Raw genomic sequence first — 23,259 nt, 5'->3', positions numbered from 1 at the left:
CGCCTACTTCGGCTGGAGGATCGAGGGAAGTGGCTGCGCGCCGCGCTGGTGCAGCAGGCCGGTCATCAGCTTGATCTCGCTGTTCTGCCCCTGGACGATCTTCTGCGCCATGCTCACCACCTCGGACCGGGTCGACAGGGCGAGCAGGCCCTCGGCCATCTCCACCCCGCCCTCATGATGGCGGATCATGAGCTGCAGGAACAGCACCTCGGCCTGCGTGCCGTCGGCCGCCCTGAGCTTGGCCAGCTCCTCGGGGGAGGCCATGCCGGGCATCAGGCCCGTGTTCGCGACGCCCGAGGGGCCGGCGGCGGACGCCGCGGCGCCGTGCGCGTGGCCGCGCATCCACGCCATCGGCCTGTCGTGGCCGGCCTGGTCGAGCCCCCACTGCTGCAGCCACCCGAGGAACATGCCCCGCTGGTTGGCCTGCGTGTTGATGATGTCGAAGGCCAGGCTGGAGATCTCCTTGGCGGGCTGCTTGTCCCTGACGACGAAGGACATGTCGACGGCCTGCGCGTGGTGCGCGGCCATGTCGCGGGCGAAGCCGGCCTCCGGCGAGGAGTCGCCGGGCGTGCCCGAACGCGCGAACAGCAGATAGGCCGCCGCGGCGAGCACCAGCACGCCGCAGACGATGAGCACGGGGTTTCTCAGGGGCTTGTCCATGACGCGTCCAGCGTACCCACCTGGGGGCGAACCTGAGATCCCTCCCTTACGTCCGCCTTATTCTCCGCATACGCCGGAAGGGCATAAGGTGACCCCTGTTGGTACGCCGATGGAGGAACGATGACGAAGGAGAAGGCGCAGGCGCGGCGCGAGCATCTGCAGAAGATGCGGGCCGACCAGAAGCGCAAACAACGCCGCGCCGCGCTGCTCATGTGGGGCACGGGCGGGCTGATCATCGTCGTCCTGGTCGGCGTAGTGGGCTTCTACCTGGTGAAGCAGGCCCGTGAGACGTCGCTGGACGCCGTGACGAGCGCCAAGTACGAAGCCGGCGAGCACGTCTGGAACGCGGTCAGCTACAAGGAGACCCCGCCGGTCGGCGGCCAGCACAACAACTACTGGCAGCAGTGCGCGATCTACGACAAGCCGATCCACCCCGAGCACGCAGTCCACTCGCTGGAGCACGGCGCGGCCTGGATCACCTACCGGCCCGACCTGCCGAAGGCCCAGATCGACAAGCTGAAGGAGATCGCCACCTCCACGGGCCAGCAGGACTACATGCTGATGAGCCCGTTCCCCAACCTGCCCTCGCCGATCGTCGTGTCCTCCTGGGGCCACCAGCTCAAGCTGACCGACCCGGCCGACCCCAAGCTGCCCGCCTTCATCAAGCGCTACCAGAACGGCGCCGACACGCCGGAGCCGGGCGCGACCTGCGGCGGCCCCGACGCCATCACCACCACGGCCGACGAGGCCCCGCTGCCGCCCGAGCCCACGGGCCAGCAGAACGCCCCGATGGAGTCGCTCAAGCCGTCGGCCAGCCCGTCGCAGCAGTAGCCCGCGGCAAGCGGTAGTCCGCGAGCAAGCAGTACCCCGCGAGCGGGGACGACCGGCGCGGGACGTGCTCAGCCGAGCACGTCCCGCGCCGGTGTCCATTCCAGCCCGTGCGCCTCGGCCACGGGCTCGCTGGTGAGCTGCCCCTCGTGCGTGCTCAGCCCGCGGGCCAGCGCCTGGTCCTCGCGCATGGCCCGCCGCCAGCCGAGGTCCGCGATGGCCAGCGCGTACGGCAACGTGACGTTGGTCAGCGCGAACGTCGAGGTGTGCGGCACCGCCCCCGGCATGTTGGCCACGCAGTAGAACAGCGACCGGTGCACCCGGTAGGTCGGCTCCTCGTGCGTGGTCGGCCGGGAGTCCTCGAAGCAGCCTCCCTGGTCGATCGAGATGTCCACCAGCACCGAGCCCGGCTTCATCCGCGCGACCAGGTCGTTGGTCACCAGCTTGGGCGCCTTCGCGCCGGGCACCAGCACCGCGCCGATCACCAGGTCGGCCTCCAGCGCCGCCCGCTCGATCTCCAGCGTGTTCGACGCGACCGTCTGGCAGTGGCCCTGGTAGATGAGGTCGGCCTGGCGCAGCTTGTCGATGTTGCTGTCCAGGAGCAGCACCTCGGCCTGCATGCCGAGGGCGATGGCGGCGGCGTTCATGCCGGACACGCCCGCCCCGATGACGACGACGTGCGCCGCGTGCACGCCGGACACGCCGCCCATGAGCACGCCCCGGCCGCCCGCCGAGCGCATCAGATGGTAGGCGCCGACCTGCGGGGCCAGCCGGCCCGCGACCTCCGACATGGGCGCCAGCAGCGGCAGCGCGCCGTTCGCGGTCTGGACGGTCTCGTACGCGACCGCCGTGCACCCCGAGTCCAGGAGCGCCCGCGTGCACGACAGGGAGGCCGCCAGGTGGAGGTAGGTGAACAGCACCTGGCCCTTGCGCAGCCGGTGGTACTCCTCGGCGACCGGCTCCTTGACCTTCAGCACCAGGTCGGCCGCGCCCCACACCTCGTCGGCGTCCGGGACGATGACCGCGCCCGCCGCGGCGAAGTCCGCGTCCGGGATCGCCGACCCCTCGCCGGCGCCGCGCTCGACGTGGACCTGGTGTCCGTGGCGGACGAACTCGTGCACACCCGCCGGCGTCAGCGCCACGCGGTACTCGCTGTTCTTGACCTCTACGGGAACACCGATCTTCATCGATCAACTCTCGTCCGCGCCGATTTTGCGGTCAATCCGCGATCCGTCATGATTACCTTGCCCCGGCCGGTCCTCGATAGGCTCTCCGCGGCCCGAACGTCAGGATGGGATCTTCATCGATGGACAAGCCGGAAGCGCAGCCCCCAGCGGATCCGGAGGAGCCGCAGGCCAGCAGACTCACCACCATCGTGCTGATCGTCTCGCTCGTCCTGGTGGTGCTCGTCGCCGGCGTGCTCGGCACCGTCGCGGTCCTGATGACCAGAAACCCCGACCAGCCGCTGCTCGGCGGCGCCCCGCCGGTCAGGCTGGCGGTGCCGCTGCACTTCGCCCCGGTCAAGGAGTCCAAGCCCGCGCCGTGCCCCGGCGAGCAGGCCGTGCTCGACGAGGAGCAGCGCACCTGCTACCTCCTGGAGGACGGCGTCACCGTCCTGTCGGTGCAGCGCATCGAGCCGATCCGGGAGAAGGACGGCCAATACTCCGTCCGCATCGCCGTGGCCGCCGGGTTCAAGGACAAGCTGGTCGAGCTCGTCGACGAGCTGGAGCCCGACCAGCGGCAGCTCGCCGTCGTGCTCGCTCCCGCCGAGCCCGAGCAGCCCAAGACGGTGGTGGCCGCGCCCGTCGTCACCGAGCCGATGAGCGGCGACAGCCTGCGCATCGCGGGGTTCACCAAGGAGGAGGCCGACGCGCTGAGCGCGCGGCTGCTCGGCCCGTCCGCGGGGGCGTCGCCCCCGGCCTCCCAGCCGGCCACCGACCCCGGCACCCCCACGAACCCAGGCACCGACCCGGGCGCCTCGCCGCCCGTCACCCCGCCCGCCTCGTCGGGGACGGATCCGGGCGCCGCGACGAGCCCCGCCTCCGACACCGGCAGCGGCGGCAACGACCCGCGCTACGCCTCCTGCAAGGAGGCCGTGGCGCACGGCTACGGCCCCTACTCCAAGGACTCCCACGCGGAATACTCCTGGTATCCCGACAAGGACGGCAACGGCGTCGCCTGCAACAGCGGCGACATGGAGTGATCAGGCGAACAGCCGCTCCAGCCAGTCGATCGCGAAGTAGGCGAGGAACACCAGCGACACCACCCACAGCAGCCACGGGATCTCGCCGAACCTGCCCCTGGCCGCCTTGATCAGGGTGTAGGAGATGACGCCCGCGCCGACCCCGTTGGTGATCGAGTACGTGAACGGCATCAGCGCGATGGTGAGGAACGCCGGGATGGCGACGTCCACGTCCTGCCAGGGCACGTTCCTGCTCTGCATCATCATCAGCGCCCCGACCAGCACCAGCGCGGGAGCGGCTGCCGCGGCGGGCACCACGCCGGCGAGCGGCGTGAACAGCAGCGTCAGCCCGAGCAGCGCGCCGGTCGCCACGCTGGCCAGGCCGGTGCGCGCGCCCTCGCCGACGCCCGCCGCCGACTCCACGAACACGGTGTTCGCCGAGGCGCTGACCGAGCCGCCCACCATGCCGGCGACGCCGTCCACGGTCAGGATGCGGCCGAGGCGCGGCACCTGGCCGGCCCGGTCCACGAGCCCGGCCTCGTCGCTGACGCCGATGATGGTGCCCATCGCGTCGAAGAAGCCCGACAGGACGAGCGTGAACAGCACGACGGCCGCGGTCAGCGCGCCCGCCCTGGCGAACCCGCCGAACAGGTCGAACTGCCCCACCAGCCCGAAGTCCGGCGCGGCGATCAGCGACTCGGGCACCCGCGGGGTCACCACGCCCCACGACCGGGGATCGACGGTGGCCACGGAGTTCACCAGCACCGACAGGGCGGCGGTCACCACGATGCTGATGAGGATGGCGGCGGGGGTGCGGCGGGTGTACAGGGCGATCATCAGCAGCAGGCCGAAGCAGAACATCACGACCGGCCAGCCCGTCAGATGGCCGGTGGCGCCGAGCTGCACGGGCGTGCCCGAGCCCGTGGCCACGAACCCGGCGTCCACCAGGCCGATGAGCGCGACGAACAGCCCGATGCCGACGCTGATGGCGTGCTTGAGCGCGAGCGGGATGGCGTTCATGATCAGGGTGCGCAGGCCGGTCACGGCCAGCAGGATGATCACGAAGCCGCCGAGCACCACCAGGCCCATCGCCTCGCGCCACGTCATGTGGGGGGCGGCCTGGTAGGCGACGACCGCGTTGAGCCCCAGCCCGGCGGCCATGCCGAAGGGCGCGTTGCCGACGAACGCCATGAGCAGCGTCGAGATCGCCGCCGCCAGCGCGGTGCTGGTCGTCAGCTGCACGATGGAGAGCTGGGCGCCCGTGACGTCCTTCGCCCCGGCCAGGATGATCGGGTTGAGCAGGATGATGTACGCCATGGCCATGAAGGTGGTGATGCCGCCACGCACCTCGCGGCCGACGGTGCTCTCGCGCCGGGTCAGCTCGAAGAGCCGGTCGAGCACGCCTTCCCCCCTTTGTGATCAGGGGGAGTGCCCGTTGCCTACCCGGCGCCGGGCTAGATCACGCTTTCTCGTGCCTGCCGTGGCCGACCAGCCCGACGAACTCCTCCAGGCCGATCGTGCCGTCGCCGTCGCGGTCGGCGGAGCTGATGAACGCCTCGATCTCGCTCTCGGTGGCGCCCTGCCCGCCCAGCGCCTCGTTGGCGCTGCGGATCTCCTCGGCGGTCAGCAGACCGTCGCCGTCGGTGTCGAACCGGCGGAACTCGGCCTCGGCGGCCTCGCGCGCGCTCGCCATGATGTACCTCCCCGTCAGGCCCGATTCTTCGCGTCAGGCCCCTTCTCATCAGACAAGGCGATATCTTCCGGCCTGATCGGAACGCGCGTCAACCGGAGCCCGGTCGCCGCCCGCACCGCCGCGGCGACGGCCGGGGTCGAGGACAGGGTGGGGGGCTCGCCCGCGCCGCGCAGCCCGTACGGCGCCGCCGGGTCCGGATTTTCCAGGATTTTCAGCTGCATGGGCGGCATGTCGAGGATCGTGGGGATGAGGTAGTCGGTGAACGACGGATTGGCCACCGCGCCGTCCCGTACCTGGATCTCCTCCATCAGCGCCAGCCCGAGCCCCTGCGCCGAGCCGCCGTGGATCTGGCCCTCCAGCGCCTGCGGGTTGAGCACCCGGCCGACGTCCTGCACCGCCGCCAGCTCCACCACCTTGACCAGGCCCAGCTCGACGTCCACGTCCACCACGGCCCGGTGCACGCACAGCGCGAGCTGCGTGTGCGAGTCGCCCTGCCCGGTCACCGGGTCCATCGGGTACGTCGGCCGGTGCCGGTACTCCCGCGTCTCCTCGATCGGCCCGTACCGCTCCAGCGCCTCCCGCGCCGGCAGCCCGCCGAACCGCGCCCGCACGGCCTCGCAGGCCGCCCGGACCGCGCCGCCGGTCACGTACGACTGCCGCGACGCCGACGACGACCCCGCCGAGCCCACCGAGGTGTCCGCCGTCGCCACCGTGACGTCCGGGATGCCGAGCTCCGTCCGGGCGATCTGGGCCTGCACCGTCACCAGCCCCTGGCCCACCTCGGCGGCCGCGGTGTGCACGGTCACGTGCGGCTCGCCGTTCACCAGCTCGGCGCGCACCCGCGCCGTGGAATAGTCGTCGAAGCCCTCGGAGAAGCAGATGTTCTTGATCCCGACGCCGTAGCCGACGCCGCGCCGCACCGACTCGCCGTGCGTGGTCTGGGACACCCCGCCCGGCAGCGCCCGCAGATCCCCTTCCTGCCGCCCGCCGGGCAGCGGCATGGCCTCCAGGTCGCGCAGCATGTCGGCCAGCGGCGCCGGGGAGTCGATGAGCTGGCCGGTGATGAGCCGCGAGCCCTGTGTGACCGCGTTGCGCACCCGGATCTCGACCGGCGACAGCCCGCACGCCTCGGCCAGCCGGTCCATCTGCGACTCGTAGGCGTAGCACGCCTGCACCGCGCCGAATCCGCGCATCGCGCCGCACGGCGGGTTGTTGGTGTAGACGCCGGTCGCGACGACGTCCACGTTCGGCACCTCGTACGGGCCCACCCCCAGCGAGGCCGCGTTGCCCACCACGGCGGGGGAGGAGGAGCAGTACGCGCCGCCGTCGAGCAGGATGTCCGCCTTGACGTAGACGAGCCTGCCGTCGCGGGTCGCGCCGTGCTCGTAGCGCATCCGGGCCGGATGGCGGTGCACGTGCCCGAAGAACGACTCCTCGCGGCCGTAGCTCATCTTGACCGGGCGGCCGAGGCGCAGCGCCAGCATGCAGGCGTGCACCTGCATGGACAGGTCCTCGCGGGCGCCGAACGCGCCGCCCACGCCCGACAGCGTCAGCCGCACCTTCTCCGGCGGCAGGCCCAGGCAGGGGGCGAGCTGGTCGCGGTCCACGTGCAGCCACTGCGTGGCGACGAACAGGTCCACGCCGCCGTCCTCGGCCGGGATCGCCAGGCCCGCCTCCGGGCCGAGGAAGGCCTGGTCCTGCATGCCGACCTCGTACTCGCCGGTGACCACGACCTCCGCCTCGAAGGTGTCGCCGACGCGTACCGGCTGGCGGCGTACGATCTCGGTGGCCCGGCGCGGGTCGGTCACCGGCTCGCGCACCTCGTACTCGACCACGATCGCCGCGGCCGCCCTGCGGGCCGTCTCGGGATGGTCGGCGGCCACCAGCGCCACCGGCTCACCCTGGTAGCGCACCTGGTCGACGGCCAGCACCGGCTGGTCCTTGAGGTCCAGGCCGTAGAACTTCTCGCCGGGGACGTCGTCGTGGGTGAGCACCGCGTGCACACCGGCGATCTTCAGCGCGGGGCCGGCGTCGATCGAGCGGATCCACGCCGACGGGTGCGGGCTGCGCAGCGTCGCGCCCCACGCCATGCCGTCGATCCACAGGTCGGAGGCGTAGGCGAACTCGCCCGTCACCTTCAGCGTGGCGTCCGGCCGCCTGGCGCTCTCGCCCACACCGCTCAGTGTCGTGTACGCCGTGTCCGCCGTGTCCGTCATCCTCCGAGTAGAGCACCGTCCCCGTGGCGGGTCCTATGCACGCCGCGGAAATCCCGGTCAAAGCCTGTAACAACCGGCTTGTATATTCCTCCAAGTGCGGATCCGTGACCTGCTGGACATTCCCGGCCTGCGGCTGAGGCTGCTGACCGGCGACCCCGACCGCGAGTTCGGCACGGTGCACATCACCGACCTGCCCGAGCCGGGGCGCTACCTGTCGGGCGGCGAGCTGGTGCTGACCGGGCTCATGTGGCGGCAGGCGCCGGAGGACTCCGCGCGGTTCGTGACCACCCTCGCCGAGGCCGGGGTCGCCGCCGTCGGCGCGGGCGCCGCCCTGCTCGGGCACGTGCCCGACGACCTCGTGGCCGCCTGCGCGGCCGCCGGGCTGCCGCTGCTGGAGGTGCCGACCGAGGTCTCCTTCCGCACCCTCACCGAGCTCGCCGCGCCCCGCGCGTCCGGCGACGTACGGGCCGCGCTCGGCCGGCACCGCAGGCTCGTCGCGGCCGTCGCCGAGGGCGCGGACCTGCGGGAGCTGTTCGAGCTGGCCGCCGCCGAGCTGGGCGTCACCGGCGCCGTCGTGACCGCGTCAGGGCACGTCGTCGTGGGGACGGTGGCCGAGCCCGAGGAGGTCGCGCGGGCCTACCTGACCGCGCCGCGGCTGCCCGCCCGTGCCCACGGCCGCACGATCTTCGCCGTCGGACGCGGCCACCGCGCCGCCGGCTGGGCGCTGGCCCTCGACGGCGACCTGCTCGACCGCGCCGACCTCGGCTACGAGCTGGCCGCCTGCGTCGGGCTCGAACGCATGCGCAGGGAGGAGGGCCGCCGGGTCGAGCGGCGGCTCGCCGAGCAGCTCGTCGTGGCCGCGCTCGCCGACGCCGACGCGGCCGAGCTCAACGCCCGGCTGCGCACCTGCGGGCTCGGCGCGGCGGAGCCGTACGCGGTGGTCGACGTCAGCGCGCCCCGCCCCGGCGCCACCCGGGGCCCCGACCCCGCCACCCTCGGCGGGCAGGTCGTGGAGGAGCTGCTCGGGCGCGAGGTCGTCGCGGCGGCCGGGGCCGACGGCGCGGTGGCCGTGGTGCCGCTGCGCGGAAGCACCGCCGGCGAGCTGGCCGCCCGGCTGCGCGCAGCGGCCGAGGTGCTGTCGGCGCTGCCCGGCACCCGGGTGTGCGCCGGGCTCAGCGGGTCGCTCACAGGGGCGGCGGCGCTCAAGGGCGGCGTAGAGGAAGCCGGGCACGCCCGCCGGCTGGCCGAGGCGCGCGGCGGCGGCGTGGTGACCAGCGACGAGATCTACACCCATGCGCTGCTGCTGGCCACCGTGCCGGCCGACGTGCGCCGCTCCTTCGCCGCGCGGCTGCTGACGCCGCTGCTCGACTACGACCGCCGCCACCAGTCCGAGCTGGTGCGCACGCTCGGGATCTTCCTCGACTGCGCCGGCTCGTGGAACGCCTGCGCCGAGCGGCTGCACGTGCACGTCAACACGGTCCGCTACAGGGTGCGCAGGATCGAGGAGCTGACCGGCAGGAACCTGGCCACGATGGCCGACCGGGTCGACTTCTATCTGGCACTGCGTGACAGCGCCCCGCCCCGGTAGCGGGGCGGGGCGCTGTGCGGGAGCGCGGGGGAGGAGCGTGACGGCAGAGGGGACGCGACGGGACGACGCCGGCTCCCGCGGAGGACCCGGTCCTCGAGCACGGTGCGGTTTTCGTGCTCGGAAAGGCCCGCGCGCCCCCTCATGCCGGTTCAGTTCAGCAGCAGTAGTACTCCTGGGCAGAACTGATGGAAGACGTGTCGGCACTTGCGGCCGTAACATTGCTTCCAATGGTCACCACGACAGCGATCGCGGTAACCAGGGCGGACAGGGCAATGCGCATACGCATGGGGGTTCTCCCTCGCCTATGTAGTTGCTTGGACATATCTTCTCAGGGAGCGACGACTGTGACCACATCTGACCTAGTCGGACTCCGCATTAAGACGGTTAGGCGACAACGCGGCCTGTCACAGGCACAGTTGGCGCATCCCGAGCTGTCGGACAGTTACGTCTCGTTGATCGAGAGTGGAAAGCGTACCCCGACGCCCGCCGTCCTGGAGCTGCTGGCCCAGAAACTCGACTGCTCGCTGTCCTATCTGATCAACGGCGTGACCGCCGAGCAGATGGAGGACATCGAGCTCGCCCTCGGTTATGCGCGGCTCGCGCTCGAGAACGGCGAAGTCACCGAGGCCCGCAACCGTTTCGCGGAGCTGCTGGCCAACAACAACCTGACAGGGCTCACCACACTGCGTCAAGAGGCGGAGTTCGGCCTGGCGCTCGCCACGGAGGCCTGCGGCGACCTCACCGAGGCCACCTCCATCCTGCTCCGGCTGCAGGAGAGCGAGCTCCCCGCCGACCGGCGCGTCGAGGTCGCGATGGTGCTCTGCCGGGTCTACCGGGAGAGCGAGCAGCTCACCAAGGCCGTCGAGGTGGGCGAGCGGATGCTGCTCGGCAGCGCCCGTCAGCCCTGGGCCGACGGGCTGGTCGAGCTGGGCGCCACGCTGCTGTCCGCCTACATCGAGCGCGGCGACCTGCTGCGCGCCCGCCAGTTCGCGGCCGAGCTGCTCAACGCCGCCGACGCGCTCGGCACGCCGCGCGCGATCGTCGCCGCCAACTGGAACGCCTCCAGCGTCGCCTACCTCACCGGCCACCTGGAGGAGGCCCTGTCCCTCGCCGAGCGGGCCCTGGCGGTCCAGCTGGAGCACGGCAACCCGCGCAACGTCGCCCGCATGCGGGCCTCGTTCCTGCTCAAGCGGATCACGGCCAGGCCCGCGGAGGCCGCGGCCGTGCGCGAGGCGCTGCGCGCGACGCTGGAGGAGTTCGAGCAGACCTCGACGAGCACCTTCGACCGCTGCCGCCTCAACCTCGACCTGGCCATGGCCGAATACCTGTGCGGCGACTACGACGAGGCCGCCGCGCACGCCAAGGTCGGCAGGGACCTGCTGCCGGAGTTCGGGCACGCGCTCGGCGCCGAGGCGGGCCTGCTGCTCGGCCGGGCCTACGGCGCGGTCGGCCGCTCGGAGGAGGCCGCCGGGCACGTGGCGTCCGTCCGCGACTGGCTGACGCCGCTGCCCGACTCCCGCCGCTCCGCCTCCACCTGGTACGCCACCGGCGCCACCATGGAGGAGCTGGGCGACGCGGAGGGCGCGGTCGAGGCATACCAGCGGGCGCTCGCCTGCGTGGGGCTGTAGCGGGGTCCGGACCGGGTGGTGGCGTCGGTAGCCTGGGAGGTGCCATGAAGACTTCCCCGTTCGCGGCCCTCACCGCGATACTCGCCGCCCTGCTCGCGTCCGGACTGCTCGTGGCCGGCACCGCCGGCCCGGCCCTGGCGCACGACTCGCTGAAGAGCAGCTCCCCCGCCAAGGGAGCCGAGGTCGAGTCCCTCGACGAGGTCCGGCTGGAGTTCAGCGCCCGGGTCCGTCTGCCGTTCGTCGTGCTCAACGGGCCCGGCGGCGCCCAATACCAGGCCGGCGAGCCGCAGCAGGACGGCGCGGTGGTCCGGCAGGCGGTCAAGCCGACGCTGCCGGGCGGCAAGTACACCATCGCCTTCCGCGTCGTGTCCTCCGACGGGCATCCGATCGAGGGCGAGATCCCGTTCACGCTCAAGACCCCGGCCGCCGAGGAGACCCCGGCGGCGAGCGCCGAGCCCTCGTCGCCGGCCGGCCAGCCGGCCGCGCCCGCCTCCACCGAGGCGGCGGCCCCGGTCGCGTCCGCGCCGGCGTCCTCCGCCGCCCAGGATCCGGCCGCCACGCCCGCGGCGGCCGAGGACGGCGGCACGTCGTTCCCCGTCTGGCTGATCATCGTGATCGGCGCCCTCGTCGGCATCGGCATCGGCTTCCTGCTCAGCGCGCGGAAGAGCAAGCAATGAGCAGGGCGGCGCGGCTCGGCCTCGTGGGCGTGGCGGTCGCGGCCGCCGCCCTCGTCCTCGGCATGATCTTCGGGGGCACCGCTTTCCCCAGGATCATCCCGGGCCTGCCCGACGCCGGCCCGGTGGTCCGGTGGGGCCTGCCGGTCTCCAAGATGCTCATGGACGTCGCCGGTCTGCTCACCGTGGGCCTGCTGCTCATGGCCACCGCGCTGCTGCCCAGCGACAAGGGCATGCTCGGCGCCCCCGCGCTCGACTACGTCAAGGCCGCCTCCTGGGCGGCGCTGGCCTGGGCCGCCGCGGCGTTCCTCGCCATCGTCTTCGGCGCCGCCGAGTTCATCGGCCGCACCCTGCCGCAGGTGCTCGACGGCGTCCTGCTCAGCAGCTATGCCACCCAGACCACGCAGGGTGTCGCGCTCACCCTCGTCGTGCTGTTCGCCGTGGCCATCGCGCTGTTCTCGCGCGGCGCGATCACCGCGGGCGCCTCGGCGGGCCTGCTGGTGCTCGCCCTCGTCACGACGCTGCCGCCGCCGCTGACCGGCCACACCTCCTCCTCGCCCAACCACGACCTCGCCACCTCGTCGGTCGCGCTGCACATGCTGGCGCTCGCCCTGTGGGTGGGCGGCCTGGTCGTGCTGGCCGGCCATGCCGTGCGCCGCGAGCCGCAGCTCGACGTGGCCGCCGCCCGCTTCTCCCGGATGGCGCTCTGGTGCTACGCCGGGGTGGGGCTGTCCGGCGTGTTCGCGCTGGTCGCCCGGCTGGGCGCGCTCTCCGACCTGTGGACCGACGAGTACGGCCTGCTCGCCGTCGCCAAGATCGTCGCGTTCGTGCTGCTCGGCTACGTCGGCTACTGGCACCGCCAGCGCACGCTCGCCCGCCTCCAGGCCGGTGAGCCCGGCGCCTTCGCCCGGCTGGCCGGCGGCGAGACGCTGCTCATGCTCGCGACGGTCGGCCTGGCCGTGGCGCTGTCGCGCACCCCGCCGCCCGACTACAGGATCCCCGCCGACCGCGCCTACGAACTGCTCGGCTTCCCGCTGCCGCCGGAGCTCACGCTCGGCAACATCTTCACCCTGTGGTGGCTCGACCTGTTCTTCGCCCTGGTCGCCGGCCTGCTCGCCGGGCTCTACGCGGCCGGCGTCGTACGCCTGCGCCGCCGCGGCGACGCCTGGCCCTGGGGGCGCACCATCTCCTGGTTCGCCGGGGTGGCGCTGCTGGTGTTCGTCACGCAGAGCGGGCTGGCCCGCTACGCCAAGGTCATGTTCGACATCCACATGATCGAGCACATGACGCTGTCCATGGTCGTGCCCATCTTCCTCGTCCTCGGCGGGCCGGTCACGCTCGCGCTGCGCGCGCTCAAGCCCGCCGTCAGGAAGGGCGACCGGGGGCCGCGCGAGTGGATCACCACGATCCTGCACAGCCGCTACACCAAGGTCGTCACGCATCCGGTCGTCGCCACGGTCATCTTCGTCGCCTCGACGTACGCGCTGTACTTCACGCCGCTGTTCGAGTCGGCCATGACCGAGCACCTCGGCCACATCTGGATGACCGTGCACTTCCTCCTCAGCGGATGCCTGTTCTTCTGGGTGATCATCGGCGTCGATCCTGGCCCCAACCGGCTCCCGCACGTCGGCCGGCTGCTCATGCTCTTCGTCACGATGCCGTTCCACGCCTTCTTCGGCATCGCGCTGATGATGACCGGCTCCGTCATCGCCTCCGGCTGGTACGACCAGCTCGGCCGCACCTGGGGCGACACCCTGCTGCAGACCCAGCAGGACGGCGGCGCCATCGCCTGGGGCTTCGGCGAGATCCCGACGCTCATCGTGCTGCTGGCCATAGCCTTCCAGTGGTACCGCGACGACGACCGGCAGGCCCGCCGGAGCGACCGCCGCGCGGACCGGGGCGCGAGCGACCCCGAGCTCGACTCCTACAACGCCTACCTCGCCCGGCTCAACAAGGCCGACCAGGGCGAGTAGCCGATCGGCCACGGCCCCCTATCTTCCGTTACCCGTCTCTCGACCGCCAGGTAGCGTTGCTCTTAGGGGAGAGGGGCATAACCCCGTCAGCAAGCGGCGCGCAGCCTTGAGGGGGGACGCGCGACCGGGCGGATCGCCGGAGTGGGGACCGGCGTGGGGTGCCGAGGAAGGCGAAACCAGTGGAAGAGACGCGGATGCGTGGGGGGCAAAGCCTGGCCGAGGCGCTTGAGAGTTACCTCGCCGAGTGGGGGGAGCGATCAGGGATCGCGGTGGAGATCTGGGCCCTGCCGGCCAACGACGTTCCGGCGGGCGTGTGCGACGGGGTCATGACCGCCATGCGCGAGGCCCTGGACAACGTCGAGCGGCACAGCGGGGCGAGGACCGTCTCGATCGCCGTCACGGCGGGGAGCGGTGGCCTGCGGGTGACGGTGAGCGACGACGGCCGAGGCTTCGACGCCTCCGGCGCCGCCACGGGACGCCCGGCCGGGCACACCAGGCGGCCCGCCAAGGGGCAGGCCGCCGGGCAGGGCATCGCCCGCATGCGGGCGGCGTTCGCCGAGGTCGGCGGCAGCCTGTCGGTCAACAGCGTCCTGGGCGAGGGCACCACGGTCACCGGAGTGGTGCCGAAGCGCCCCTAGGCAGGGGTTTCAGGGCAGGGTGAGGATCTCGCTGCCCGTGTCGGTGACCACGATCGTGTGCTCGAACTGCGCCGTGCGCCTGCGGTCGGCGGTGACCGCCGTCCACTTGTCGGGCCAGATCTCGTACTCGATGGTGCCGAGCGTGAGCATCGGCTCGATCGTGAACGTCATGCCGGGCACCAGCTCCACCCGCAGCGACGGGTCGTCGTAGTGCGGCACCATGAGGCCGGAGTGGAAGGTCGCGCCGATGCCGTGGCCGGTGAAGTCGCGCACCACGCCATAGCCGAACCGTTTGGCGTACGCCTCGATGACGCGGCCCACGACGTTGAGCTGGCGGCCGGGGGCGACGGCCCTGATGGCCCGCATCGTGGCCTCGCGGGTGCGCTCGACCAGCAGCCTCGACTCCTCGTCCACCTCGCCCACCAGGAACGTCGCGTCTGTGTCGCCGTGGACGCCGCCGATGTAGGCGGTGATGTCGACGTTGACGATGTCGCCGTCGCGCAGCACCGTGTCGTCGGGGATGCCGTGGCAGATGACCTCGTTGATCGAGGTGCACAGCGACTTGGGGTAGCCCTTGTAGCCGAGCGTGCTGGGGTAGGCGCCGTGGTCGAGGAGGAACTCGTGCCCGACGACGTCGAGCTCGTCGGTGGTGACGCCCGGCCTGACGTGCTTGCCGACCTCTTCGAGAGCCTGCGCGGCGATCCGGCCTGCCACCCGCATGCGCTCGATCATCTCGGGGCTCTTCACGTCGGACTCGCCGGTCTTGGGGCGCTTCTTACCGACGTACTCCGGCCGCTCGATGTGGGCGGGGACCTTTCGCATGGGCGAAACTCGCCCGGGCTGGAGCAGTGTCGTCATGAACTATGAGTCTACGGGGCAGAATTGACCGCGTGAGCGAAGGCCAGTGGTGGTTCTGTCTGAAGCACATGCGGGTCGAGCCCGATCAGGGCTGCCCCAACAAGGACCGGATGGGTCCCTACGCCTCCGAGGAGGAGGCGGCCGGGGCGCTGCAACGCGCCGCCGACCGCAACAAGGCGTGGGACGAGGCGGAGGAGGACGACGACTGATCCACGGGCGGGCCTCCCCGGTCAGGGCCCCGCCGACCTCCGGACGGCAGGGCCCACAGGTTCGCCGGACGGAGGTCAGAGGGCGGCGGCGTACGGCGCGATCCGGGCGCCGAACTCCGCCGTGTCGGCCCCCGTGACCACGGCCCCCAGCAGCACCGCGGCCGCCCCGGCGTCCCGCAGGGACGCGAGATCGTCCGGGACCAGCGCGTGCTGGCTCGGCACGACGACGGGGACGTCGACCGCCGACGCCACCGCCTCCAGCCTCGCCAGGGTCGCCAGCGTCAGCGGCGTGCCATACCTGTCGGGTTCGAGCGTGGACAGTTCGAGCGCCCCGCACCCCCGCCGCACCAGGGCCCGCGCATGGGACGGGCCGTCGCCCGGCCCCAGGGCGACCATGGGCGTCACCGGCCCGCACGCCTCGACGTAGCCCGCGGGCGCGTCGGCGGCGTAGACGTCGAAGTAGTCGAACCCCATGTCCCGCGCGGCGGCCATCTCCGCGAGCGACACCGATCCGGCCGCGCCCACGACGAGGCCCGTCGGGACGCCGAGCGCGAGGATGCCGCGCAGCGCCTCGCGCTCGGCTTCCAGCGACCCGAAGGCCGTCCCCGAGGCCCGGTGCCGCACGTTCGTGTGCACCTTCAGGCCGTCGGCTCCGGCCCGCGCCGCGGCCTGTGCGAGCGCGGTCTCGTTGCGCGGCAGACTGACCAGGAGGGCCGGCCGCGATTCGGGCAGACGCATGCGAGCACCCTCCTCAGTAGTAGGTGACATTCGGCCAGCCCAGCTCCATGCCCTGGGCGGCCATCGATTCCTGGACCTCGGCCAGCAGGCCCGGCGTCGCGGTGACCTGCTGCGGCTCGGTGTCCCTGGCCACGCAGAACGACGCCAGGTGACCGGCCGCCTCGCCCACGGTCCACTCGACCGGGTGGACCCGGTAGCACCCGTTGGTGATGTGCGTGGTGCTGATGTTCTTGCCCGCGGCGATGACGTTCCGGACGCGCTCGGGAACCAGCGCCCGCATCGGGATCTGGAACGGCCACGCCGGCACGTCGATGTAGTTGTCCCCGCCGGTCGAGGGGTGCAGGTCGATCCGGTACGAGCCGACCCCGACGCTGTCGTGGTAGGAGACCGCTCCTTCGGGGCGTACGGCCACCGCGAGGTCCTGCTCCACGATCCGGTACTGGCCGAGGATGCGCCGCGACTCCCTGATGTACGGGCGCATCGCGAGGCCGTCGGCGGTGCCGGTGACGTCGGGACGCGGCTTGAGGCCGGGCCAGCCGGTGCCGCCGTCGGGCCGGGGCGCCTCGGACTGCAGCCAGTAGAGGAAGCTCAGGCTCTGGGCCCGCGCCGCGGCGGTGTGGGCCGCGTTCTGCTCGGCGGTGCCGCCGATGACGGGGCCGCCCAGGTAGTCGATCATCGGCCAGTTCACGATGGTGATGTCGCTGTCGAACGCGCCGGGCCGGAAGTGGTTGCGGGCCAGGATCCGCCGGAACGTCCACAGCTCGTCCGACCCAGGGTCCTTGCTCTGGTCGGCGATGATGGCCGTCGGGTCGTCGTCCGGGTTCGGGGTGAAGACGTGGCGGCGGGGCTCCAGCGTGTGCGGGTGCGGGGCGACCCAGCCGAGCTGGGGCCCGTGCCACCACTCGGGAGCCACCGCCCGCCAGACGGCGTAGTCGTCCGGCTTGTCGATCGTGTGGTCCTCCCCCGCGTGGTGCGAGAGCGCGAAGCACACCGACACCGCCTGCATGTTGTCCGGCCGCGCGACCGCCGCGGCGTGCGGCTCGCCCGTGTCGGCCTGCGACTCGGCGCCGGTCGCGAACTCGGTGCCGGTGATCGGCAGCACGTCCCCGGCCTCCGTGGCGTCCAGGACGAACCTGGCCGTGACGGTGACGTCGCCGCCCGTCTCCAGGTCGTGGAAGCCCATCGCCGTCACGTGGTCGCCGTCGACCTGGGCGGTCGTGGGGACGTGCCGGCGCAGCACGGTGATCTTCCCGGCCGCCTGCCACGGGGCGAGCATGGCCTCGATCACCGCCAGGGCCACCCGCGGCTCGTGGCACAGCGGCCCGACCCGGCCGGCGCCGGGGTTGAGGTGGGCCAGCGACCTCGACGCGGACCGCAGCGGGTATTCCCTCCGGTAGTACTCACGGATGCCGTCGCGCAGCCGCCGGTAACTCGCCGTGCTTCCGAAGGACTCGATCCAGGGATGTTCGTCGGGCGGGACGAGCTGCGTGGTGAGCTGCCCTCCCAGCCAGGCCGTCTCCTCGGTGAGCACCACCTGCGCACCGTTCCCGGCCGCGGCCAGGGCGGCCGCGACGCCGCCCAAACCTCCCCCGACCACCAGTACGTCTGCGCGGAACTCGGTCACTCAGGATTCCTTTCGGTTGGAGCCGCTGGTCTGCCCAGCGACGAAGGTGCATGGCAGCTCGACGGCCCGCGGCTCGACCTCTTCCTCCGACTCGAGCTGCTGGACCAGCAGCTCGACCGCGCGCATCCCCATCTCCCGCCGCGGGATCCGGAAGCAGGTGAGCTCCGGGCCCGGCACGGCGTCGGGCGCGTCGCTGAGCGCGGCCACCGAGCACTCGCCCGGCACGTCCACGCCCATCCCGGCGAGGAGGTCGAGCAGCCTGAGCGCGACCACCGACTCGTGGGCGATGAACGCGGTGGCCCCGGCCGCCAGCAGCCGGCGTACCTCCTCGGCCGACGGCCCCTCCTCCTTGCGGACCGACAGGACGAGCCCGTCGGTGTCGAGCCCGTGCCGGGTCTGCGCGGCGAGGAATCCGGCGTCACGGTCGGCGGACGGTTCGCCCGGATCCGCGGCCGTCAGGTAGGCGATGCGCTCGTGCCCGAGGCCCACCAGGTGGTCGACGACCTTGCCGGTCGCGTTCGCGTAGTCCGCGGTGACGTACGTGACGGGGCCGGGCACGTCACGACGGCCGATCAGCACGAACCTGAACCCCTCGTCCCGCAGCCGGACGAGGTCGTCCCGGTTGGTCTCCTTGCCGAGCATCACGCACCCGTCGGCGAGCCCGAGCCGGTTGACGCCTTCGCGGTAGATCGACCTGCCGCCGTCCGAGCCGGTGGCGCTGGTGAACATCAGCAGGTCGTAGCCGAGCGCCTCGGCCGCGGCCTCGATCCCCACCAGGAACGGGTAGTAGAAGTCGTGATGATCCATCGGGAACAGCGACTCGAACGTGTAGACGCCGATCAGATGGTTCATCCCACCGGCGAGGCTGCGCGCCACCGGATCGATGGTGTAGCCCAGCGACCGGGCCACCTCGAAGACGTGCCTCCTGGTCTCCGGGGGGATCCGGATGCTGTCCGAATGCCTGCCGTTGATGACGATGGAGACCGTGGTCTGCGAGACACCGGCCAGCTTGGCGATGTCGGACTGGCGCGGCCTGCGGCGGGGCGCGTCTTTCACCGGCGATCGTTCCCTTCCTCGAGGTGCTCCAACTCAAAGGAGATCTCAAACGGACGATCCCACGGGAAGCTGACGCTGCCGGGCGCAATTCTCAACTTGTCGGCCGGCGGGCCGAGGTCGGCGAGCAGCTCGCCGAGCTCCCGCTCCACCTGGTCCGGCCGGAGGGCCGTCCCGGCGGTGAGGAACCGGCGCCGCGCGGAGGTCTGGTAGCCCCAGTCGTCGAGCAGCCGATGGACGAGGGTGCGGGCGTGCTCGGCCAGTTGCCGGTCGCTGGCGGCCAGCAGGCGGCTGCATCCCTGGGCCAGCGCGCTGCCGATCGTGTTGCCCGCGGTGTTCCACGCCGCGTACCCGGCGAGGCGCGGGAGCAGGCCGGCCTCGCGCAACGCCATGACCAGGGCGGGGTCGGCGCCGTTGGCGTCGGCGACGTCCGCCACCGCGACCGGGCGCCCGGCCTCCAGCAGGTCCCGCACCCGTCCGGCGAGGCGCACCGCGTCGCCGGACGGCCGCTCCGGCTGGTCCGGCCCGGAGCACCAGTCGCGCGGGGGCAGGCCGGGAGGGTGCACCGCGAGCACCAGGTCGGCCCGGTCGGCGTCCTCGACGAGGACCGCGCCGATGGCGGCGACCTGGTCGGCGATCGTGTCGCGGACGGGCACGTCCTCGTAGGCCGCGATCCGTCCGAGCGCGTCCGGGTCGAGGCAGGCGAGCGCCACCTTCGGGCGCAGGCCGGCGTGCTGCAGCGCGGCCCGGACGGTCAGCACGGCGCCGGCCTCGTCGGCGCCCGGGTAGCAGCCGATCCGGTCGCCGAGGCCGAGGCGGCCGATCCAGGACTCCAGCCACTCCCGCTCGCTCGTGGACACGCTCTCGACCGTGCTGTCCTCCACCAGGATCGACAGCGTGTCGACGACTCCCTCCGCCACCAGCTCGACGCAGGCCAGGTGCATGGCGTGCAGGCGCAGCCGCCGGGTGAAGAAGTCCGCGACGAACGGCTCGGGGATCTCCGCCCTGGCGGGCGCCACCGCGCCGGGTCGTCCGTGTTCGGCCCGGTAGATCTCCTCGGACAGGGCGAAGAACCGCCGGCCGTGCCGCTCCCAGTAGTCCGGCTCGGCTCCGGCGCCGTCGGTCTTCTTGGTCCGCATCAGCGTGACGAAGGCGTGGACGGGAAGGTCCGGCCGGCTCGCCCGGATGCGCCGCAGCACGTCCAGGCGGGCCAGCGTCCGGGCCAGCGGCTCGGTGGTGCGCCGCGAGGCGACGAATCCGCCGTGGGCGAGCTGGTTGACGCTCACCACGACGGCGTCGCTGCCGGCGGCGGCGTCCTCCAGCCACCGGGACGTGCCGTCCATGTCCCCGGGGACGCCGCGTGCCGGCAGGAGCCCGGCCGGCGGGAGCCGCAGCAGGGTCCCGGCGGCGCCGGCCAGCCCGGCGACGTGTCCGGTGTTCACGGGCCGGTCGTCGAGCGGCAGCAGCGTCACGACCGGTCTGAGGTGAGTCATCCCTTCACCCCTCCCGCGCCCAGCCCCTGCACGAAGTGCCGCTGGCCGGCCACGAAGATCACCAGTACGGGCACGATCGCGATGAACGTCCCGGCCATCAGCGGGCCGTACTGGGTCACGCCGCTGCCCGCGAACGAGCTGAGCGCCAGCGGCAGCGTCTGCATCTCCGGCGACGACACCGCCACCAGCGGCCACAGGAAGTCCTCCCAGGCGCCGGTGAAGGAGAGGATGGCGATGGTGGCGACGATCGGCCGGGCCAGCGGCAGGTAGATCTGCCAGAAGATGCGCAGCTCTCCGGCGCCGTCCAGCCGGCCGGCCTCGGCCAGCTCGCCCGGCATGTCGAGGAAGTACTGGCGGGCGAGGTAGATGTTGAGCGGCTGCACCAGCATCGGCAGCACGAGCCCGGCGTGCGAGTCCAGCAGCCCGCTGCCGCCCTGGCCGAACAGGTCGTTGCCGCCGGCCAGCGGGAAGCCCTTGACGATGAGGAACAGCGGGATCAGCTGCACGATGGACGGCACCATGGCGCTGCCCAGCACCGTGGTGAACAGCAGGCGCGAGCCGCGGAAGTCGATCCGTGCCAGGGCGTACCCTGCCGCCGTCGCCGCGATGCAGTTCCCCGCGACCGTGAGCGTGGCCACGACGAGGCTGTTGGCCATCGCCCCTGGGATGTTCGTGGAGTTCCAGACGTAGGCGAAGTTGTCCAGCGTCGGCTGGTCGGGCAGCAGCTTCGGCGGATAGCTGAACACCTCGGTCTTCGGTTTGAAGGCCAGCGACACCATCCACACGAACGGCATCGCCACCAGCAGCGTGACCACCCCGGTGAGCAGCGCCCTGCGCCGGCCTGTGCCCGCTCGGGCCGTCCGCGCGCTCATCGCCGGCCTCCTCTCGCCATCGAGCGGATGCTGAGGTAGGCGAGGCCGAAGATCAGGCAGAACAGCAGGAACGCCATGGCGCTCGCGTTGCCCAGCCTGTAGTGCTCGAACGCCTCGTTGTAGATCAGCATGTTCAGGACGGTCGTGGAGGACAGCGGACCTCCTGAGGTCAGGACGTAGATCTCGGAGAAGGACTGGGCGAGGTAGATGAGGTCGACCACGACCACGTACGTCGTGATCGGCACGAGCAGCGGCAGGATCACGTGCCGCAGCGTCCGCCAGCGCCCGCAGCCGTCCACGGCCGCGGCCTCCAGCAGCGAGGCCGGGACCGCCTGGAGCCCCGCCAGGAAGATGATCATGCTGCCGCCGAGCGCCTTCCAGGCCCGCATCGCGATCAGCGACGGCAGGGCGGTGTCCTCGTCGGTGAGGAAGTCCACCGGTGGCAGCCCGACCAGATCCAGCAGGTAGTTGAACAGCCCGTCGTGGGAGTACAGCCACAGCCAGATCATGCTCACCGCGACCAACGGCACCACCCGCGGCAGGTAGAGCACCGCGCGGAACAGGGCCACGCCGGGAAAGCGGCCGTTGACCAGGAGCGCCAGGGCGAGGGCGGCCGGCACGGCCAGGATCAGCGTGCCGGACGCGTACTGGACGGTGATCCAGATCGCGTGCCAGAACTCGCCGGACTGGAGAACGGCGAGGTAGCCGTCCAGGCCGTGGAACCTGGGCCCGCCGCGTTCGACCGGGTTGTACGAGGTCAGGCTCAGGTAGAAGCCGTACCCGATCGGCACGATCGTGACCAGCGACAGCGCGAGGGCGGCGGGCAGGACCAGGATCCAGCCCGCCCGGCGCTGGGCCGAGCGGAGCGGGCTCCGGCTCGGCCGGCGTGCCGTCACGGGCTCGGGCCCCGAGGACGTTCCCGGTGGCCGGGTCTCAGTCACCATGATGGAGCTTCATCCGTTCGGAGATCCGTTCGAGTCGGCCGATCAGTTCTGCTTCGCCAGGGCCGCGGCCTCCGTCGCCGCGCGGTCGAGCGCCTCGGCGGCGGGCGTCTTGCCGCGCAGCACGGCCTCGATCTCCTTGGCCAGCGCCTCGCGCTGCTGCGTCCAGGTCGCGATGTTGGGGTTGCCGCGGAACTGGGCGGCGGCGTCCATGTAGGGCTTGATGTACTGCTGGGCGGCGAGCTCGGGGTCGGTGGCCAGGGAGGCGCGCGCCGGGATGCCGCCGACGGCCTGGACGTACGCCTTGGCGTTCGCCGGCTTGAGCAGGAACTCGATGAACTGCCACGCCTGGTCCTTGTGGCCGGAGTCGGCGCTGATGAACAGCCCGTTGCCGGCTCCGCCGAACGACGCCGCGGTGGTGTCCTTCAGCGGCGGGGCCAGCTTGATCTTCGCGGCGGCGTCGGGAGCCTGCTCGTGGATGCTCTTGAGCGTCGCCTCGTCGATCACGGCCATGGCCGCGCGCCCGGTGACCAGCGGGTGCTGCGCCCCCGCCCCGCTCGTCGCCTCGCCCAGGCCGGTGGAGACGGCCTTCGGCCCGGTGTAGAACGAGGCGAGGAAGTCGAGTGCGCGCTTGCCCGCGTCGGAGTTCCAGGTGACGGTCGTGCCGCTCTCGTCGGCGAAGCTCCCGCCGGCCTGGAACAGGAAGCTGCCGAACGCCTGCGACATGCTCGTCGGGTCGTCGGCGGGGAAGATCACGCCGGAGCGGGTGATCCGGTCGCCGTCGCGGACGACGAGCTTGTCCGCCGCGGCGCGCAGGTCCTGCCACGTCGCGGGCGGGGAGGCCGGGTCGAGTCCGGCCTCCTGGAACAGGTCGGTGCGGTAGGCGAGCAGGTGGCCGAAGCCCCGCAGCGGCATGATGACCTGCTTGCCGCCGACCTTGCCCTGGTCGAGGAAGGTCAGGTCCTTCACGTCGGAGTCGGGCATCTTGGCGAGGTAGTCGTCCAGCGCGATCACCCGGTTGTTGGCGGCGTATCCGGCCGCCGCGGCGTTGCCGTGCCCGAAGATGTCGGGCGCGGTGCCGCCGGCGAAGGCGGTCGACAGCCGCGTGGCCAGGTTGGCCCAGTCGACGAACTCGACCTGGACGTCGACCTTGTGCTCGGCCTCGAACGCGGGGACCAGCTTCTCGTTCACCCAGGAGATCTCCTCGGCGAGATTGCCGGGGAACCAGACCCGTAGGGTGCTCGCGCCGTCGCCGGAGCCGCCGCTGCCGCCGCTGCCGGCGGTGTCGCCGCCGCCACCGCAGGCGCTCAGCATCATCACCGCGATGAGCCCGGCCGCCAGACGCGAAGCGCCACGGGATTTTGTGATCATCTGTACCTCCTGAGGGCTGC

General features: G+C 72.1%; 21 protein-coding genes. 8 read left to right on the top strand and 13 right to left on the bottom strand.

Translation table 11 applies throughout. From position 1 onward, the window contains the following. Positions 1 to 3: 3 nt before the first annotated feature. Entirely contained in the window at positions 4 to 660 is a 657-nt protein-coding gene (locus tag BMW85_RS03325; RefSeq protein ID WP_245774584.1) for a DUF305 domain-containing protein, read from the bottom strand. Between the two features lie 120 nt (positions 661 to 780). Here BMW85_RS03325 and BMW85_RS03320 point away from each other — a divergent pair, with 120 nt between their 5' ends. Beyond that, complete coding sequence (locus BMW85_RS03320; RefSeq protein WP_091076607.1) at positions 781 to 1,491, top strand: thioredoxin-like domain-containing protein; 711 nt, start codon at positions 781 to 783, stop codon at positions 1,489 to 1,491. Between the two features lie 68 nt (positions 1,492 to 1,559). Here the strand turns inward: BMW85_RS03320 and ald are convergent, their stop codons facing one another. Further along, positions 1,560 to 2,675 carry an alanine dehydrogenase gene (gene ald / locus BMW85_RS03315; RefSeq protein ID WP_091076605.1) on the bottom strand — a complete coding sequence of 372 codons (1,116 nt, stop codon included), beginning with the start codon at positions 2,673 to 2,675 and terminating at the stop codon, positions 1,560 to 1,562. Between the two features lie 119 nt (positions 2,676 to 2,794). Between ald and BMW85_RS03310 the strand changes: the two genes are divergently transcribed. Continuing rightward, complete coding sequence (locus BMW85_RS03310) at positions 2,795 to 3,691, top strand: excalibur calcium-binding domain-containing protein (RefSeq protein ID WP_091076602.1); 897 nt, start codon at positions 2,795 to 2,797, stop codon at positions 3,689 to 3,691. Here BMW85_RS03310 and BMW85_RS03305 read toward each other — a convergent pair whose 3' ends face one another. From BMW85_RS03305 to BMW85_RS03295, 3 genes are read right to left on the bottom strand one after another with little or no spacing between them, the layout of a single operon-like run. Continuing rightward, positions 3,692 to 5,071, bottom strand: coding sequence for an NCS2 family permease (locus tag BMW85_RS03305; protein ID WP_091076601.1), 1,380 nt, complete (start codon positions 5,069 to 5,071; stop codon positions 3,692 to 3,694). A gap of 58 nt (positions 5,072 to 5,129) precedes the next feature. After that, on the bottom strand, positions 5,130 to 5,363 hold the full coding sequence (locus BMW85_RS03300; protein WP_091076598.1) for an EF-hand domain-containing protein: 234 nt from the start codon (positions 5,361 to 5,363) through the stop codon (positions 5,130 to 5,132). A 14-nt stretch (positions 5,364 to 5,377) separates the two neighbouring features. Beyond that, positions 5,378 to 7,579 (bottom strand): molybdopterin cofactor-binding domain-containing protein, encoded by a 2,202-nt coding sequence (locus tag BMW85_RS03295; RefSeq protein ID WP_091076595.1) that lies wholly within the window; start codon positions 7,577 to 7,579, stop codon positions 5,378 to 5,380. 94 nt (positions 7,580 to 7,673) lie between these two features. Here BMW85_RS03295 and BMW85_RS03290 point away from each other — a divergent pair, with 94 nt between their 5' ends. The 5 genes from BMW85_RS03290 (at position 7,674) to BMW85_RS03270 (ending at position 14,080) form a co-directional block, all read left to right on the top strand. Beyond that, on the top strand, positions 7,674 to 9,167 hold the full coding sequence (locus BMW85_RS03290) for a PucR family transcriptional regulator (protein ID WP_091076593.1): 1,494 nt from the start codon (positions 7,674 to 7,676) through the stop codon (positions 9,165 to 9,167). Positions 9,168 to 9,451: 284 nt separating this feature from the next. After that, on the top strand, positions 9,452 to 10,795 hold the full coding sequence (locus BMW85_RS03285; protein WP_091077182.1) for a helix-turn-helix domain-containing protein: 1,344 nt from the start codon (positions 9,452 to 9,454) through the stop codon (positions 10,793 to 10,795). Between the two features lie 44 nt (positions 10,796 to 10,839). After that, a complete protein-coding gene (locus tag BMW85_RS03280; RefSeq protein WP_091076591.1) occupies positions 10,840 to 11,472 on the top strand; it encodes a copper resistance CopC family protein in 633 nt (210 codons plus the stop codon). Continuing rightward, positions 11,469 to 13,442 carry a bifunctional copper resistance protein CopD/cytochrome c oxidase assembly protein gene (locus tag BMW85_RS03275; protein ID WP_091076589.1) on the top strand — a complete coding sequence of 658 codons (1,974 nt, stop codon included), beginning with the start codon at positions 11,469 to 11,471 and terminating at the stop codon, positions 13,440 to 13,442. The genes BMW85_RS03280 and BMW85_RS03275 overlap by 4 nt, the downstream gene beginning before the upstream one ends. A 194-nt stretch (positions 13,443 to 13,636) precedes the next feature. Beyond that, the gene (locus BMW85_RS03270) at positions 13,637 to 14,080 is read left to right on the top strand and encodes a sensor histidine kinase (protein ID WP_143082077.1); all 444 of its coding nucleotides are present in this window, start codon (positions 13,637 to 13,639) and stop codon (positions 14,078 to 14,080) included. Between the two features lie 9 nt (positions 14,081 to 14,089). Here the strand turns inward: BMW85_RS03270 and map are convergent, their stop codons facing one another. Further along, positions 14,090 to 14,938: a type I methionyl aminopeptidase gene (gene map, locus BMW85_RS03265; RefSeq protein WP_091076583.1), complete on the bottom strand. Its 849-nt coding sequence runs from the start codon at positions 14,936 to 14,938 to the stop codon at positions 14,090 to 14,092. Between the two features lie 5 nt (positions 14,939 to 14,943). Here map and BMW85_RS03260 point away from each other — a divergent pair, with 5 nt between their 5' ends. Further along, complete coding sequence (locus tag BMW85_RS03260) at positions 14,944 to 15,147, top strand: hypothetical protein (protein WP_091076580.1); 204 nt, start codon at positions 14,944 to 14,946, stop codon at positions 15,145 to 15,147. A gap of 75 nt (positions 15,148 to 15,222) precedes the next feature. Here the strand turns inward: BMW85_RS03260 and BMW85_RS03255 are convergent, their stop codons facing one another. Genes BMW85_RS03255 through BMW85_RS03225 form a run of 7 tightly spaced genes read right to left on the bottom strand, consistent with a single transcriptional unit; the run spans position 15,223 to position 23,239 of the window. Next, positions 15,223 to 15,885, bottom strand: a complete 663-nt coding sequence (locus BMW85_RS03255; RefSeq protein WP_091076578.1) for a hypothetical protein — start codon at positions 15,883 to 15,885, stop codon at positions 15,223 to 15,225. 13 nt (positions 15,886 to 15,898) lie between these two features. After that, the gene (locus tag BMW85_RS03250) at positions 15,899 to 17,509 is read right to left on the bottom strand and encodes an FAD-dependent oxidoreductase (RefSeq protein ID WP_091076576.1); all 1,611 of its coding nucleotides are present in this window, start codon (positions 17,507 to 17,509) and stop codon (positions 15,899 to 15,901) included. After that, positions 17,510 to 18,565 (bottom strand): LacI family DNA-binding transcriptional regulator, encoded by a 1,056-nt coding sequence (locus BMW85_RS03245; RefSeq protein ID WP_091076574.1) that lies wholly within the window; start codon positions 18,563 to 18,565, stop codon positions 17,510 to 17,512. It abuts the gene before it with no gap. Further along, positions 18,562 to 20,055 (bottom strand): DUF4127 family protein, encoded by a 1,494-nt coding sequence (locus tag BMW85_RS03240; protein ID WP_091076572.1) that lies wholly within the window; start codon positions 20,053 to 20,055, stop codon positions 18,562 to 18,564. Before BMW85_RS03240 ends, BMW85_RS03245 begins: the two co-directional genes overlap by 4 nt. Beyond that, the gene (locus BMW85_RS03235; RefSeq protein WP_091076569.1) at positions 20,052 to 20,927 is read right to left on the bottom strand and encodes a carbohydrate ABC transporter permease; all 876 of its coding nucleotides are present in this window, start codon (positions 20,925 to 20,927) and stop codon (positions 20,052 to 20,054) included. Before BMW85_RS03235 ends, BMW85_RS03240 begins: the two co-directional genes overlap by 4 nt. Next, the gene (locus BMW85_RS03230) at positions 20,924 to 21,871 is read right to left on the bottom strand and encodes a carbohydrate ABC transporter permease (RefSeq protein WP_091076568.1); all 948 of its coding nucleotides are present in this window, start codon (positions 21,869 to 21,871) and stop codon (positions 20,924 to 20,926) included. The genes BMW85_RS03235 and BMW85_RS03230 overlap by 4 nt, the downstream gene beginning before the upstream one ends. 42 nt (positions 21,872 to 21,913) lie before the next feature. Further along, positions 21,914 to 23,239: an ABC transporter substrate-binding protein gene (locus BMW85_RS03225; protein ID WP_143082076.1), complete on the bottom strand. Its 1,326-nt coding sequence runs from the start codon at positions 23,237 to 23,239 to the stop codon at positions 21,914 to 21,916. Between the last annotated feature and the right edge of the window lie 20 nt (positions 23,240 to 23,259).

Source organism: Nonomuraea wenchangensis (assembly GCF_900111685.1).
Taxonomy (GTDB): Bacteria; Actinomycetota; Actinomycetes; order Streptosporangiales; family Streptosporangiaceae; genus Nonomuraea; species Nonomuraea wenchangensis.
Note: the sequence above shows the minus strand (reverse complement) of the source record. Positions and strands in the feature narration are given on the sequence as shown.